The organism is Ferrimonas balearica DSM 9799 (assembly GCF_000148645.1).
In the GTDB taxonomy this organism is placed as follows: Bacteria; Pseudomonadota; Gammaproteobacteria; order Enterobacterales; family Shewanellaceae; genus Ferrimonas; species Ferrimonas balearica.
The window spans coordinates 2,553,759-2,567,088 of the sequence record NC_014541.1; the positions used below are offsets into that span (position 1 = coordinate 2,553,759).

The following is a 13,330-nucleotide window of genomic DNA, read 5'->3' on the forward strand; positions in this document are numbered from 1 at the left end:
GGGGCGTTTTTGTTTCCGCCCCTGACATCCGTCAGAGCGCCGGTTACACTAAGCCGCGCCCGCAACGAGAGACCCCATGGCTTACACCCTCCGCCCCTACCAACAAGAAGCCGTTCAGGCCGTCATTCAGCATTTCCGCCAAAAGCGCAGCCCTGCCGTGGTGGTGCTGCCCACCGGGGCCGGCAAGAGCCTGGTGATTGCCGAGTTGGCCCGCATCGCCAAAGGGCGTGTGCTGGTGCTGACCCATGTGCAGGAGCTGGTGGCACAGAACCGGGAGAAGTTTGCTGCCTACGGGCTGGAAAGTTCGGTCTACTCGGCGGGGCTGGGACAAAAGGACATCAGTGCCAAGGTGGTGTTTGCCTCGGTGCAATCCCTGGCCCGGGCCCAGTCAAAGCTGACGGAACCCTACTCCATCGTCATCATTGATGAGTGCCACCGCATCAGCCAGGAGTCGGAGTCCCAGTATCAGAGCCTGCTGAGCACCCTGCGCCAGGCAAACCCGGCCTTGTGCGTGCTGGGCCTGACCGCCACACCCTACCGCCTTGATGGAGGCTGGATCTATCAGCGCCACTACCAGGGCGCCCTGCGCAGCACCGACGCCAAGCCATTTGATGAGTGCATCTACGAGTTGCCCATCAGCCACCTGATTAAGTCAGGCTACCTGACCCCGCCGACCATGATGGACGGCGCGGTGGCCAGCTGGCTACTGTGCGATGAAGGTGACGAGCCTAAACTCAACCCGGAGCTGCGGGGCCGGGCCACGGCACTGATCTGCGAACAGCTGGTTGAGCAGGCGAAGCAGCGCGAGGGGGTGATCATCTTCGCCGCCAGCGTCCGCCATGGTCGTGAGGTGCTGGCCCTGCTGCCGCCGGAGCAATCGGCTCTGCTGACCGCTGACACCCCCAAGGCGGAACGACAACAGCTGATTGACGCGTTCAAGGCGCGGCAGCTGAAGTTTCTGGTGAACGTGGCGGTGTTAACCACCGGCTTCGATGCCCCTCATGTCGACCTGATCGCCCTGTTGCGCCGCACCGATTCCGTGGCGCTGTTCCAGCAGATGGTGGGCCGTGGCCTGCGCCTGTCGCCGGGCAAGACCGACTGTCTGGTGCTGGACTACGCCGGCAACGGCTATTCCCTTTACTCTCCCGAGGTGGGCGAGCCTCGTCCCCACCCGGACACCAGTCCGGTCAGCGTGCCCTGCCCCAAGTGCGGCCACGACAACGCGTTCTGGGGCAAAACCGATGACAACGGGCTGGTGCTGGAGCACTTCGGTCGTCGTTGCCAGGGCTACCAGAATGACGAGCACGGCAAAGCGGTGCAGTGTGACTACCGTTTTCGCTATAAGGAGTGCCCGGACTGCCTGACGGAAAACGACATTGCCGCGCGGGACTGCCATGGCTGTGGCAAAGCCCTCGCCGACCCGGACAAACGCCTTGCCGAAGTGCTGCGGCTGAAAGACTACAAGGTGCTGCGTTGTGCGGGAGTGAGCCTGGCGGCGGTCAGCGGTAAACAGGGCGCACGTCAGATTGAGGTGACCTGGCACGACGAGGACGGCGACACCCTGAGCCGTCGCTTCGGCTATGACAGTCCGGGCCAGCGTGGTCTGTTTTACCACCAGTTTGTCCGCAACCATCTGAAAAGCCCTGGCCAGCCCTTGCGCCTGCCGGACGTCGACGCCGTGGTCAGCCAGGCGGCGCGTTTCCGCCACCCGGATTTCGTGATCGCGCGGTTCGAAAATAAGCGCTACTGGAAGGTGATTGAAACCCTGTTCGATTACCAGGGGCGCTACCGCAAAGCCGACAGCGCCTACGGTTAATCCGGTTTAATCCCGATAGCGTTAATCGATTCTGCCGTTTTGGCTCCAGCAGGTGAAAGCGGCATAGTATCGCCAACACACAATTTCGCGCCCCGGCCTGCCCCGGGCCACGCCCAATTCACTGAACTGTGATATAACGGCTCAGCGATACCAAATGGAGAACATTATGTTTGTGGTTATTTTTGGCCGTCCGGGCTGTCCTTACTGCGTCCGCGCCAAGCAGATCGCCGAGTCCCTGCAAGAAACTCGCGAAGACTTCAAATTCCGCTACGTTGATATGCATGCCGAAGGCGTGAGCAAAGAAGATCTGGAAAAGACCGTGGGTAAGCCGGTCCACACCGTGCCGCAGATCTTCATCGATCAAAACCACATCGGTGGCTGCGACGATTTCGAAGCCTACGCCAAGGAAAATCTGGGTCTGTACGCCTAAGGTTCAGGTTATTCCGGAAAAAGCGGCCAACCGGCCGCTTTTTTTGTTGTAAAATGAGCGCGTTATTAACGCAACAGGAGAGGTGAATGTTGGAATTGTTGTTAACCCAATTCGTATTACTTTGGGCCGTGATTGATCCTGTGGGGTCCATCCCGGTGTTCCTGTCCCAAACCCGGGGCATGACTGCCGCACAACAGCGCCGCATCGCCTTTAAAGCCATATTTATCTCCGCCCTGACCCTGCTGTTCTTCCTGGTAGCCGGTCAGATACTGCTGGAAGCGATGGAAGTGCCCCTGCCCGCCTTCCAGGTAGCCGGTGGCCTGGTGCTGTTGCTGTTTGCCCTGACCATGATCTTCGGCGAGAGTAAGCCCGCCAGTGAGATCGATCTGCACGATGAAAATCTGTGGGACAAAGCGGTGTACCCGCTGGCCATCCCTTCCATCGCCTCCCCCGGCGCGATGCTGGCCATCGTGATGCTGACCGACAACACCCGCTTTGACTTTAGCCAGCAAGCGGTCACCGCTGGCATTATGCTGTCGGTACTGGCCATCACTCTGGTCCTGCTGATGCTGGCCAATCCTATCCAGCGGGTTATCGGCGCTGCAGGTGCCGCCATCGTCAGCCGGGTGATGGGTCTTATCCTCGCCTCAGTGGCGATGAACGAGCTGCTCAGCGGCTTGCACAGCTATTTCACCCAACTGGCCGGGTAAACGGTCAGGCACAGAAAAGGCCGGCATATGCCGGCCTTTTTTTATGGGCTGACGCGATTACAGCGCGTACTTGAAGGAGAGCATAAAGCGGTTCAGCTCACCATCGTCACCGTCGGCCTGTTCGTTCAACGCGTACAGGTACTCCACACCAATGGTGACCGGCTTCACCGGTGAGTACAGCAGGTTGATGTTGCCGCTGTAGGAGGTCTCGTTGGCGTTGCTGTTGGCCAGCACATCCGGATTGTCTGCCTCAAAGGCGGACGCAGTGATGTTGCTGCGCCAGCGATCGCTCCACCAGTGCTGGTACGAGACAAAACCGGATACCGAGGAGATGGTCTCAGTGCCCGCATCGGTCAACGCCGCACCATTGGCATAGTTCAGGGCGAGATAACGACCCGCACCGTCACCGTAGTTCAGCATGAACTTCAGCATGTCCCGGTTGAACACCGGCACCACACCGGCAAAGGAGACGCCATAACCGGTCTCACTTTCGTCAAACCCGTTCTCATCGATCTCGAGCTGACGAACCAGACCCGCGATTGAGAAGCTCGCGTCGCCGCCCTTGAAGTTATAGCGGGCAACAAAGTCCGGAATGTAGCTGGAATCGGACTCGACTCGTCCCCCTTCCGCATTGGTGAAGGTTGCCTTGGGGTTTTCCAGAGCCACCTGGAAGCCACCGGCGGTGTAACGGATCAGACCCTGACGCACGAAGGGGGTGCCTTCGGCTGCGCCCACAAAGTCCAGCGCCTCCGGCAGCGCGCCGGGGTTCTGGAAGGTGGACCAGGTTTGACCCGCCGTCCAGTTGTCGAAGGTCACTGTCGCGTGACGCAGACGCGGCGAGTAACTGTTGGACACACGCTGGTTACCGTCTGAGTGGGTAAAGAAATCCAGTTCCAGAAAGAACTTCAGCGTATGGCCATCCAGATCACTGTTGGAGGTGAAGTTGAAACGGGTCTCACGAGCCTGGAAGTCGGTTACCGTGCTGGCGCGAGAGTCGTCTCCATAGATGGTGCCGGGTACGTAGAACTGACGCGACAGGTTGCTGTCGCTCGGCGCACCGTTGCTGTAGTCGCTGACCATGACATCGGCTTTTACATAACCACCAAATTTGAATTCGGTGTCAGCCTGGGCCAGAGGAGAAGCCGCCAGTAGCGCGATTGCCACCGGGGCCAGTGCAGTTTTGGGCAGTTTAAACGTGTTCACCTAGATCTCTCCCTGTCATCATTATGATCCAAAGGTACTATCTAGCAGCCGCACCCTACCCTGTATTGGCAAAAAGTCGAAAACAGAACAGGAACTTCCGTGCTACCTGTAGACAACATAGTACAGAGATTGAACTTTATTCCATGAATATGAAGGATCTTTTACTGAAATCGCGCGCCAGAGCTAAGTCACTTAAAAAAGACAAAAAGCCTGGAGAAAAATTTTTGCGTTAAAAAAAACGCCAACAGATTGTGCGATTTTCGCAAGATTGGGATGCAGGGGGAGTGAACAAGACGAAAACGGGAAGAAAGAATGGTGGGTCGTGAAGGACTCGAACCTTCGACCAATTGGTTAAAAGCCAACTGCTCTACCAACTGAGCTAACGACCCACTGAGGGGTGCCTTCGCAGGGGGCGAAGAGTGGTGGGTCGTGAAGGACTCGAACCTTCGACCAATTGGTTAAAAGCCAACTGCTCTACCAACTGAGCTAACGACCCACTGAGGGGGTACTTCGCAAGGGGCGAAGAATGGTGGGTCGTGAAGGACTCGAACCTTCGACCAATTGGTTAAAAGCCAACTGCTCTACCAACTGAGCTAACGACCCACTGAGGGGGTACTTCGCAAGGGGCGAAGAAGTGGTGGGTCGTGAAGGACTCGAACCTTCGACCAATTGGTTAAAAGCCAACTGCTCTACCAACTGAGCTAACGACCCACTGGGGTTTCCTCGCAAAGGGCGAAGAAGTGGTGGGTCGTGAAGGATTCGAACCTTCGACCAATTGGTTAAAAGCCAACTGCTCTACCAACTGAGCTAACGACCCACTGAGGTTTCCTCGCAAAGCGCGAAGAGTGGTGGGTCGTGAAGGACTCGAACCTTCGACCAATTGGTTAAAAGCCAACTGCTCTACCAACTGAGCTAACGACCCACTAAAGGTTTTCCCCGCAGAAGCGAAGAAGTGGTGGGTCGTGAAGGACTCGAACCTTCGACCAATTGGTTAAAAGCCAACTGCTCTACCAACTGAGCTAACGACCCACTAAAGGTTTCTTCGCAAGAGGCGAAGAAGTGGTGGGTCGTGAAGGACTCGAACCTTCGACCAATTGGTTAAAAGCCAACTGCTCTACCAACTGAGCTAACGACCCACTTAGGGATTCTTCGCGAAAGGCGAAGAGTGGTGGGTCGTGAAGGACTCGAACCTTCGACCAATTGGTTAAAAGCCAACTGCTCTACCAACTGAGCTAACGACCCACTGGGGTTTGCCTACAGTGTCGGGTTCAGCACCCTCCCCTGTCGACGGGCGGCTATAATACCAAGTTCGTTTGGCCATGCAACCGGATTTTCTGATTTTCGTGCCACTTGCCCACAAAAGCGCCGAAGCGGTTAAAAAATCCAATTTTCCCAGTGCCGACAGGCCCTTGGACCCGCTTAATTGAGGTGTTTTTGCGCCATGTTAGCCGCACTGCTGCCGCTGTATTCGCTGATCACCTGCTTAAAGAAGCGTTGTGCCGTTGCCTTATCCCCCTGACGATCCGCAATCAATCCCTGCTTCAGCAGAGAATCTGAGCGTTTAGAGGATTTCGGATACTTGTCAGCCACCGTGGCGAACATGGTGCCGGCTTCCGCCAGTTGACCCTGATTGTAGAGCAGCTGGCCCAGCCAATAATACGCATTGGGAGTATAGCTGGAGTCGGGGTACTGCTCGATAAAGCGACGAAACGCCGGAATGGCGTCGTCAAAGCGACGTTCCTTGGTGGCCAGGTTCAGGGCCTGGGTGTAGGCGTCGGCTTCAGACAGGGAGGAAACAGCGGGTGTGGAAGAGGGAGCGGTGGCAGCGGGCGCGGCGGCCTGAGGGGCGCTCTGCAGTTTGGCCAGGTCCTGGTACAGCTGACGCTGGCGTTCCAGCATCTGCTGGATCTGGTAGGCCTGGTTTTCACTCTGGCCACGCAGTTCACCGATTTCGCGCTGCATCTGGTCCAGTGTCTGCTGCAGTTGCAGCTGGGACTGGTTACGGGCCTGCATCTGGCGCTCCAGACGGTCCACCCGGCTGTTGATATCGCCCGAACGGGCACTACTTGGGGCAGCCTCTACAACGGGAGCGGGCGCAGCCAATGGCTGCGCCCCCCAGCATAGAAGTGCCGTAACAATGACGACTCGCTTCATAGCTTTCCTACCGGATTAGTACACCAGTACCGCGCGACGGTTCTTGGCGTGGGCCGCGTCAGTGGCGGAGGAGTCCAGCGGCTTCTCTTCACCGTAGGATACGATGGTGATTTGAGAAGACAGTACGCCCAGACCCTGCAGGTAACGCTCTACCGCTTTCGCACGACGCTCGCCCAGGGCGATGTTGTACTCAGGGGTACCGCGCTCATCAGCGTGACCTTCGATCAGTACTTTGGTGCTCGGGTTTTCTACCAGGAAGGCCGCGTGGGCTTCCAGCAGTTCAGCGTACTGGCCGGATACATCGCTACGGTCGAAGTCGAAGTAGATGATGTGTTCCTGACGCAGCTGCTCGTACTTCTGACGCTGGATCTCTTCCGGAGTCTGTACCTGCTCGATAGCACCGGTTTGAACGCCGGATTCTACCTGCTGCTGGTTAGAGCTGGAGGAGGACTGAGCGTCGGTGTCGCTGGTAGAGCTACAGGCAGTCAGAGCCAGGGCGGGAACCGCAATCAGCAAACCCTTAAGAACTTGGTTCAATTTCATCGGACGAATCCTATTTCTTTTACTTAGTGACGATACTTCTTACAGGAACGGTGACCAGGCCGGGGCTTTTACATTGCCCACCTGCACTGGCAGTCGCGCCTTAAAACGGCCATCCATGGAGACCGCAGCCAAAACCTGTCGACCATTATGGGTGGTGCCATAGATGATCATGCTGCCATTGGGGGCTACGCTCGGCGACTCATCGAGGTAGGTCTCGGTGAGCACGTCCATGTAACCGGTGCTCAACTCCATACGCGCGATGTTGAACTTCCCATTGGTGCGATTAACCATCACCAGATAGCGACCATCTGGCGTCATCGAGCCTCCGAGGTTCCATTCACCTTGGAATGTAAGCCTCTGAATTCGACCGGAATCCAAATATACTCGATATATCTGGGGGCGACCACCCCGCTCTGACGTGAATACCAGAGACTTGCCATCGGGGGCCCAGGTCGGCTCGGTGTCGATGGCGTAGTGGTTGGTGATCCGTTTCAGCGCACGGGTGGCCAGGTCCAGAGTGTAGATTTCGGAACTGCCGTCTTTTGACAACGTCATCGCCAGTTGCTTGCCATCCGGGGACCAGGAGGGCGAACCGTTGATGCCGGCAAAGCTGGTCACCCGTTCACGCTGCTGGGTGTAGAGATCCTGAACGTAGATCTCAGAGCGGCGATTCTCAAAGGAGACGTAAGCCAGCTTGCGGCCATCCGGCGACCAGGACGGCGACATCAGCGGCTCACGGGAGCGCAGCAGTACCGTCTCGTTGTAACCGTCATAGTCGGCTACGCGGAGCTGGAACTTAAAGGGAGCAGCAGATTCGTCGACGGTGACGTAGGCGATCTTGGTCAAGAACGCGCCTTTCACGCCGGTCAGGGCTTCATACACCAGATCAGAGATGCGGTGACCGTATTGGCGGAACTGCGCCTTGCTGATCACGGTCTCGCGGCCTTCGATAATGTGGTCATTGGTCTTGACCAGGCCGTTACCGTCAAAGCCCTGGGTATCCCCACCCGTGGCCTGAGCGCGGATCAGATCCACCAACTCAAACACCACCTTAAACTGGTCGGCGCCCTGCTGGCTTACCTTACCCACCACCACCGCTTCGGCACCGGTATTGACCCAGGCTTCCAGGTCCATCTGCGCCTCGTTGCTGATGGCGGTCTGCGGCAACTGGGTCACCGGCAGCGGGTTAAAGCTGCCAGAGCGGGCCAGGTCAGAGGTCACCACATCGCTGATCTGCTCGGGCATCGGGCCCGGGCCTTCCCAGACAAAGGGCACTACGGCCACCGGACGGGCGGCATTGACGCCCTCGGTGATCACAATCTCCAGGGTGGCGCGCGCCGGCATCGACACCAGCAGCACCATGGCCAAGGCGGCCTGAACAAAACGTGGGATCCAGGAGTTCATCATGTCCTTACAGTTCCGGTTCTACGGTTAAGTCAATCTGTTTGAGCTGGTTGTACACATCCGGCTCTTTCGATACGGGCAACTGGCCAGCGGCCTGAATCGCGGCTTGGGTGGCACGGCATACGCCGGGGTCACCGGAGAGCACCCGCGAGTCAAACACAAAGCCGTCCGGGGCCAGGTTGATGCGAACCCGACACTGCTTGCCACGCATACTGGTATCGGTACGCAGGTTGCGTTGAATCACCTGACGAATCAATACCGAGTAGCGTTCCACCTCAGTCAGCACTTGCTGCTGACGGGCCTGGGCCAGTTCCGCCTGCTCCGCCGCCATCTGGGCAGCCAGCTCGGCCTCACGGGCTTTCCGGGCCGCTTCCTCGGCTTCCTTACGCTTGCGCTCTTCCTCTTTGCGCTTGCGCTCGGCTTCCGCTTTGCGGGCCGCTTCCTCTTCCGCCTTGCGCTTGCGCTCGGCTTCCTGACGGGCGGCTTCCTCCTTGGCGCGCTGTTCAGCGGCCTGGCGGGCGCGTTTTTCCTCTTCCTGTTGCTTGATCTTGGCCTGCTTGGCGGCCTCTTCAGCCCGCTTCACTTCAGCCTGGCGCTGCTGACGCTCCTGCTCCAGCTTACGCAGGCGATCCTGCTCAGCCTGGCGTTTGCGTTCCGCTTCCTTGGCCTGGCGCTCCAGATCAGCCTGGCGTTGGCGCTCCGCTTCGCGGGCCGCGGCCTGCTCTGCCTGGATGCGCTTCACGTGTTGCTCGACCTGGGCTTTATCAACGGTCACCGCCTGAACCACCGGCGCACTGGCCTGAGGCTGCGGTTTGGGCTTGCTGGAGAAGTCTACGCTGACTGCCAACAAGCCCAACAGACCGGCGTGCAACAGCACCGACACCGCAAGCGGGATGCCGATGGGCGATTGGCCGGGTTGGGTCTGCTTACTCATTGGATTCTGTCATCAAACCAACGGAGGGTACGCCGGCGCTTTGCAGGCTTACCATCAATTGAACAATCTGGTCATAGGAGACGTTGCGGTCACCATTCACCACCACCGGCCGATCCGGGTTGATCTGCAACTCCGCGGCCACCAGCGCGGCCAGCTCATCGAGCATCAGCGGCTTGCGCTCATCCACGGAGCCATTGTCGAGGAAGTACTCCCCTTCCGAATTGACCGACGCCACCAGCGGCGGCTTGGAATCAGCGGAGAGGGGCTCGGCACTGGCCTGGGGCAGATCCACCTTAACGCCCTGGGTCACCAGCGGCGCGGTTGCCATAAAGATGATCAACAGCACCAGCATCACGTCGATATAGGGAACGACGTTAATCTCCGCCACCTTACGGCGTCGTTTACGCTGGTATCCGGCCATCATGCGCGGGGCTCTCCCTGCTGGCTGTAGGCCTGACGATGCAGGATCGCGGAGAACTCATCCATAAAGTTGGCGTAGCTGTTCTCCAGCTTTTCAACCCGGGTGGAGAATCGGTTGAAGAAGATCACCGCCGGAATCGCGGCAAACAGACCCATCGCGGTCGCGATCAGCGCTTCGGCGATACCGGGTGCCACCATGTTCAGGGTGGCGTGCTGCACACTGCCCAGGGCGATAAAGGAGTTCATGATGCCCCATACGGTGCCAAACAGGCCGATGTAGGGGCTGGTGGAACCGATGGTGGCCAGCATCGGCAGATGCTGTTCCAGCTTGTCCACTTCGCGGGAGAGGGAAACGCGCATGGCGCGGTAGCTGCCGTCCATCACCGCTTCAGCGCTGCGGGAGGACTTGGAGAGACGGGCGTACTCTTTAAAGCCGTTGGTGAACATCAGCTCCAGGCCGCTGTTCTGGTCGCCACGGGCGGAGAGTTCCTGGTACAGGCGGTTAAGGTCGACGCCGGACCAGAAGCGGTCTTCAAAACGCTGGGCGCGACGCTGCGCCTCTTTAAGGGCTTTCTGGCGCTGGAAGATGACGGTCCAGGCGGCGACTGACATCAGCAGCAGGAAAATCATCACCAGCTTGACCAGCAAGCTCGCTTCCAAAAAGAGGCCAATAAACGAGATCTCAGCCGGCACGTGCAAGCTCCTGTTTGATCGATTGAGGAATTTTCTTTGGTGTAAAAGTATCGGCGCTCAAGCTGCCGATCTTGACCTGGGCCTGGCAATACACCTCGCCCACCTCATCCATGAGCTGCTGTTCAAACACCAGGCTGACCGCCCCGAGTTTGACCAGCCGGGTCACGACGTCGAGTTGCTGATTGAACCGGGCCGGGCGGACAAAGTCGATGGTCATCTGACGCACCGCAAACACCAGGTCTTCCGCCATCAGTCGGTCCTGCTCGAAACCGAGGCTGCGTAGCCATTCAGTCCGTGCATGTTCGAAGAAGTTCAAATAATTGGCGTGGTAGACCACGCCGCCGGCGTCGGTGTCCGAATAGTACACCCGCACCGGCCAATGAAAGGCTTCGCTCGCCACTGCTTCCATCGCGTCGTTAAAAAATGGGTTCGGCTACTATACCCGAGCGCTTTCTGTGATGGGAGTGGCGAACCGCCGCTTGCGCAGTAAATAACGGATAAAAAACGGTAACAAACGCCCCATTCTGAAGAAACCATGAAAAACGGCGGCCTTTTGGCCGCCGTTTTGCTGGGGTAAGTGGTTACAGACTGTCGGGAATGGTCAGACCGAAGCTGTGCCACAGGAACGCGTAAATATCGCGCTGTTCCGCGATGCGCATGGCGGTCGGCTTACCCGCACCGTGGCCGGCATTGTGCTCAATACGGGCAAAAATCGGCGCAGCGCCGGTTTGCGCCGCCTGCATCGCTGCAGTGAACTTATAGCTGTGCGCCGGCACCACGCGATCATCGTGGTCTGCGGTCATCACCATGGTGGCCGGGTAGGCACGCTCGGTCACGTTGTGCAGCGGTGAGTAAGCCATCAGGTACTCAAAATCCTCAGCGTTGTCGGCGCTGCCGTACTCCGGGATCCAGGCCCAACCGATGGTGAATTTGTGGTAGCGCAGCATATCCAGCACGCCCACCGCCGGCAGCACCGCGGCAAACAGGTCGGGACGCTGGGTCAGCGCGGCGCCCATCAGCAGGCCACCGTTGGAACGGCCATAGGCCCCTAAGCGCTCACTGCGGGTGTAGCCCTCGTCAATCAGGTACTCGGCCGCCGCGTAGTAGTCATCAAACACGTTCTGCTTGTTGCCACGCATGCCGCCCTGGTGCCAGTGCAGGCCATACTCACCGCCGCCACGCAGGTTAGGCACCGCGTAGACGCCGCCCATGTCCAGCCAGGCGATGGTGGCCGGGGAGAAGCGCGGGGTGACAGAGACATTGAAGCCGCCGTAAGCGTACAGCAGGGTCGGGTTGTCGCCGTCCTTCTCCAGCCCCTTCTTGTAGGTGATCAGCATCGGCACGCGGGTGCCGTCTTTGCTGGTGTAGAACACCTGCTCAGAAACGTACTGCTCCGGATCAAACGCCACCTCGGGCAGACGGTGCGCATGCACCGCATCGCCGTCGAAGTCGTAGCGGTACACCCCGGCCGGGTGGATGGTGGAGTTAAAGGAGAAGTACAGGCTGGTGTCGCTGCGACGGCCGGTCAGGCCCACGACGCGGCCCGCACCGGGCAGGTCGAGGTGGTGCTGAGCTTTACCATCCAGGCCATACACCATCACATCGGCCAGCACGTCTTTGAGGCGTACCACGACGAAGTGGTCATTCACCAGCTTGACGCTGTCGATGGGGGAAGCGGTTTCCGCCACCAGGGTTTGCCAGTTGGCGCTGGCCGGCTTGTTGATGTCCATGGCAACAATGCGGCCATTGGGGGCATCCAGATCGGTTTTGAAGTAGTAGCGGTCACCGTCGTTACCGAGGAAACCCACTTCCGCCACCAGCTCATCCACCAGCGGTTTCACATCACCGGTTTTCAGATCTTTCAGGAACACGCGGTTGCGGCGGTCAGTGCCCTGCCAGACGCTGATCACCAGATGCTGGCCGTCGTCGGTCAGGGTCGGGGAGAAGCCCCACTCGGGCTGGTCCGGACGCTCATACACCAGGGTGTCGGCACTCTGGGCTTCACCCCTCTTGTGGAAGAACAGCTTCTGGGCGCGGTTGACCTCCTCCAGCTTGCCCTCCCCTTCCGGGGCATCGTAACGGGCGTACCAGACGCCGCTGCTGTCTTCGTTCCACTGCGGGGTGGAGAACTTGATCCACTCCAGCGGCTCACCCAGCACCTTGCCATCGGCGATGCGGATAAAGTGCCACTGCTGCCAGTCGGAACCAGACTGGGAAACGCCGTAACCCAGAGTGTTGCCATCGGGGCTGACAGAGATGCCGCTCAGGGCAACGGTGCCATCTTCGGACAGAGTATTGGGGTCAAGTAGCACACGGGCGTCTGCGCCCGGCTTGTCCTTAACGTACATCACGGACTGGCTCTGCAGGCCGTCGTTACGGAAGAAGAACTCCCGCTCCCCTTTAAAGAACGGGGCCCCCACCTTCTCGTAGTTCCACAGTTCACTGATGCGGTTCTCAATCACATCGCGGTTGGGGATCGCCGCCAGAATGCCATCACCGTAGGCGCGCTGGGCTTCAACCCAGGCCTGGGTCTGGGCCTGCTGCGGGTCTTCCAGGTAGCGGTATGGGTCCGCCACCGCCTGGCCGTGCAGTTGCTCCACGACCGGGCCACGAGGGCTGTCCGGCGCCCCGGCAGGCGCATCGGGCTGGGCGCTCTGACACCCCGCCAACAGCGCCGCAACCGCCAGGGTGCTCCACTTAGTCTTACTTAACATGCTGTTACGACTCCCTGTGTTGTTGTTATGTATCGCGTAATGTAAACGGCGTCACTCTAACCATCCCCCATAGGCGGGATCAACTCACCGATGCAAGAGACACAGCGCACAAACTAGATTTTTTTGGCCAACCCGGGCACAGCGCAGCGCCAAAAAAAGCGCCCAACCGACGAAAAAGCCGTCGACACCCACCGTCGATACGGGATTTAAAGCGAGCTACCGGTAGTTTTTCCGAATTGTTCCCATCCCGTTTACATCACCACACTAAATTAGTTTTTCTAATTCGAATTTGGAATTTTTCTAGTTTGA

General features: G+C 58.7%; 12 protein-coding genes and 9 tRNA genes. 3 read left to right on the forward strand and 18 right to left on the reverse strand.

What is annotated here, in order from left to right; all coding sequences use genetic code 11:
- Positions 1 to 76 precede the first annotated feature (76 nt).
- The 3 genes from radD to FBAL_RS11605 all read left to right on the forward strand — a co-directional run bounded on the left by radD (position 77) and on the right by FBAL_RS11605 (position 2,956).
- The gene (gene radD / locus FBAL_RS11595; protein WP_013345790.1) at positions 77 to 1,816 is read left to right on the forward strand and encodes a DNA repair helicase RadD; all 1,740 of its coding nucleotides are present in this window, start codon (positions 77 to 79) and stop codon (positions 1,814 to 1,816) included.
- Positions 1,817 to 1,982: 166 nt separating this feature from the next.
- On the forward strand, positions 1,983 to 2,246 hold the full coding sequence (locus tag FBAL_RS11600) for a GrxA family glutaredoxin (protein WP_013345791.1): 264 nt from the start codon (positions 1,983 to 1,985) through the stop codon (positions 2,244 to 2,246).
- A gap of 86 nt (positions 2,247 to 2,332) precedes the next feature.
- Positions 2,333 to 2,956, forward strand: coding sequence for a MarC family protein (locus tag FBAL_RS11605; protein ID WP_013345792.1), 624 nt, complete (start codon positions 2,333 to 2,335; stop codon positions 2,954 to 2,956).
- A gap of 57 nt (positions 2,957 to 3,013) precedes the next feature.
- Here the strand turns inward: FBAL_RS11605 and FBAL_RS11610 are convergent, their stop codons facing one another.
- The 18 genes from FBAL_RS11610 to FBAL_RS11695 all read right to left on the reverse strand — a co-directional run bounded on the left by FBAL_RS11610 (position 3,014) and on the right by FBAL_RS11695 (position 13,021).
- Positions 3,014 to 4,159: a DcaP family trimeric outer membrane transporter gene (locus FBAL_RS11610; RefSeq protein ID WP_013345793.1), complete on the reverse strand. Its 1,146-nt coding sequence runs from the start codon at positions 4,157 to 4,159 to the stop codon at positions 3,014 to 3,016.
- 313 nt (positions 4,160 to 4,472) lie between these two features.
- Positions 4,473 to 4,548, reverse strand: a tRNA-Lys gene (locus tag FBAL_RS11615).
- Between the two features lie 31 nt (positions 4,549 to 4,579).
- A tRNA-Lys gene (locus FBAL_RS11620) sits at positions 4,580 to 4,655 on the reverse strand.
- Between the two features lie 31 nt (positions 4,656 to 4,686).
- A tRNA-Lys gene (locus tag FBAL_RS11625) sits at positions 4,687 to 4,762 on the reverse strand.
- Between the two features lie 32 nt (positions 4,763 to 4,794).
- Positions 4,795 to 4,870: transfer RNA gene (locus tag FBAL_RS11630), tRNA-Lys, on the reverse strand.
- Between the two features lie 30 nt (positions 4,871 to 4,900).
- Positions 4,901 to 4,976: transfer RNA gene (locus FBAL_RS11635), tRNA-Lys, on the reverse strand.
- 29 nt (positions 4,977 to 5,005) lie between these two features.
- Positions 5,006 to 5,081, reverse strand: a tRNA-Lys gene (locus FBAL_RS11640).
- 31 nt (positions 5,082 to 5,112) lie between these two features.
- Positions 5,113 to 5,188, reverse strand: a tRNA-Lys gene (locus tag FBAL_RS11645).
- Between the two features lie 31 nt (positions 5,189 to 5,219).
- A tRNA-Lys gene (locus FBAL_RS11650) sits at positions 5,220 to 5,295 on the reverse strand.
- A gap of 30 nt (positions 5,296 to 5,325) precedes the next feature.
- A tRNA-Lys gene (locus FBAL_RS11655) sits at positions 5,326 to 5,401 on the reverse strand.
- Between the two features lie 177 nt (positions 5,402 to 5,578).
- On the reverse strand, positions 5,579 to 6,313 hold the full coding sequence (ybgF, locus tag FBAL_RS11660) for a tol-pal system protein YbgF (protein WP_013345794.1): 735 nt from the start codon (positions 6,311 to 6,313) through the stop codon (positions 5,579 to 5,581).
- Positions 6,314 to 6,328: 15 nt separating this feature from the next.
- Positions 6,329 to 6,856, reverse strand: a complete 528-nt coding sequence (gene pal, locus FBAL_RS11665; protein ID WP_013345795.1) for a peptidoglycan-associated lipoprotein Pal — start codon at positions 6,854 to 6,856, stop codon at positions 6,329 to 6,331.
- 39 nt (positions 6,857 to 6,895) lie between these two features.
- Complete coding sequence (gene tolB, locus FBAL_RS11670; protein WP_013345796.1) at positions 6,896 to 8,260, reverse strand: Tol-Pal system beta propeller repeat protein TolB; 1,365 nt, start codon at positions 8,258 to 8,260, stop codon at positions 6,896 to 6,898.
- A 7-nt stretch (positions 8,261 to 8,267) separates the two neighbouring features.
- Complete coding sequence (gene tolA / locus FBAL_RS11675; protein WP_013345797.1) at positions 8,268 to 9,194, reverse strand: cell envelope integrity protein TolA; 927 nt, start codon at positions 9,192 to 9,194, stop codon at positions 8,268 to 8,270.
- On the reverse strand, positions 9,187 to 9,618 hold the full coding sequence (gene tolR, locus FBAL_RS11680; protein ID WP_013345798.1) for a protein TolR: 432 nt from the start codon (positions 9,616 to 9,618) through the stop codon (positions 9,187 to 9,189). Before tolR ends, tolA begins: the two co-directional genes overlap by 8 nt.
- Entirely contained in the window at positions 9,615 to 10,307 is a 693-nt protein-coding gene (gene tolQ, locus FBAL_RS11685) for a protein TolQ (RefSeq protein ID WP_013345799.1), read from the reverse strand. Before tolQ ends, tolR begins: the two co-directional genes overlap by 4 nt.
- Positions 10,297 to 10,716: a tol-pal system-associated acyl-CoA thioesterase gene (ybgC, locus tag FBAL_RS11690; RefSeq protein ID WP_013345800.1), complete on the reverse strand. Its 420-nt coding sequence runs from the start codon at positions 10,714 to 10,716 to the stop codon at positions 10,297 to 10,299. Before ybgC ends, tolQ begins: the two co-directional genes overlap by 11 nt.
- A gap of 172 nt (positions 10,717 to 10,888) precedes the next feature.
- Positions 10,889 to 13,021, reverse strand: a complete 2,133-nt coding sequence (locus FBAL_RS11695) for a prolyl oligopeptidase family serine peptidase (protein WP_013345801.1) — start codon at positions 13,019 to 13,021, stop codon at positions 10,889 to 10,891.
- Positions 13,022 to 13,330: the final 309 nt, after the last annotated feature.

Coding starts and splice junctions, on each gene's coding strand:
- radD (WP_013345790.1), top strand. CDS start 77: ATGGCTTACACCCTCCGCCCCTACCAACAAGAAGCCGTTCAGGCCGTC.
- FBAL_RS11600 (WP_013345791.1), top strand. CDS start 1,983: ATGTTTGTGGTTATTTTTGGCCGTCCGGGCTGTCCTTACTGCGTCCGC.
- FBAL_RS11605 (WP_013345792.1), top strand. CDS start 2,333: ATGTTGGAATTGTTGTTAACCCAATTCGTATTACTTTGGGCCGTGATT.
- ybgF (WP_013345794.1), bottom strand. CDS start 6,313: ATGAAGCGAGTCGTCATTGTTACGGCACTTCTATGCTGGGGGGCGCAG.
- pal (WP_013345795.1), bottom strand. CDS start 6,856: ATGAAATTGAACCAAGTTCTTAAGGGTTTGCTGATTGCGGTTCCCGCC.
- tolB (WP_013345796.1), bottom strand. CDS start 8,260: ATGAACTCCTGGATCCCACGTTTTGTTCAGGCCGCCTTGGCCATGGTG.
- tolA (WP_013345797.1), bottom strand. CDS start 9,194: ATGAGTAAGCAGACCCAACCCGGCCAATCGCCCATCGGCATCCCGCTT.
- tolR (WP_013345798.1), bottom strand. CDS start 9,618: ATGATGGCCGGATACCAGCGTAAACGACGCCGTAAGGTGGCGGAGATT.
- ybgC (WP_013345800.1), bottom strand. CDS start 10,716: ATGGAAGCAGTGGCGAGCGAAGCCTTTCATTGGCCGGTGCGGGTGTAC.
- FBAL_RS11695 (WP_013345801.1), bottom strand. CDS start 13,021: ATGTTAAGTAAGACTAAGTGGAGCACCCTGGCGGTTGCGGCGCTGTTG.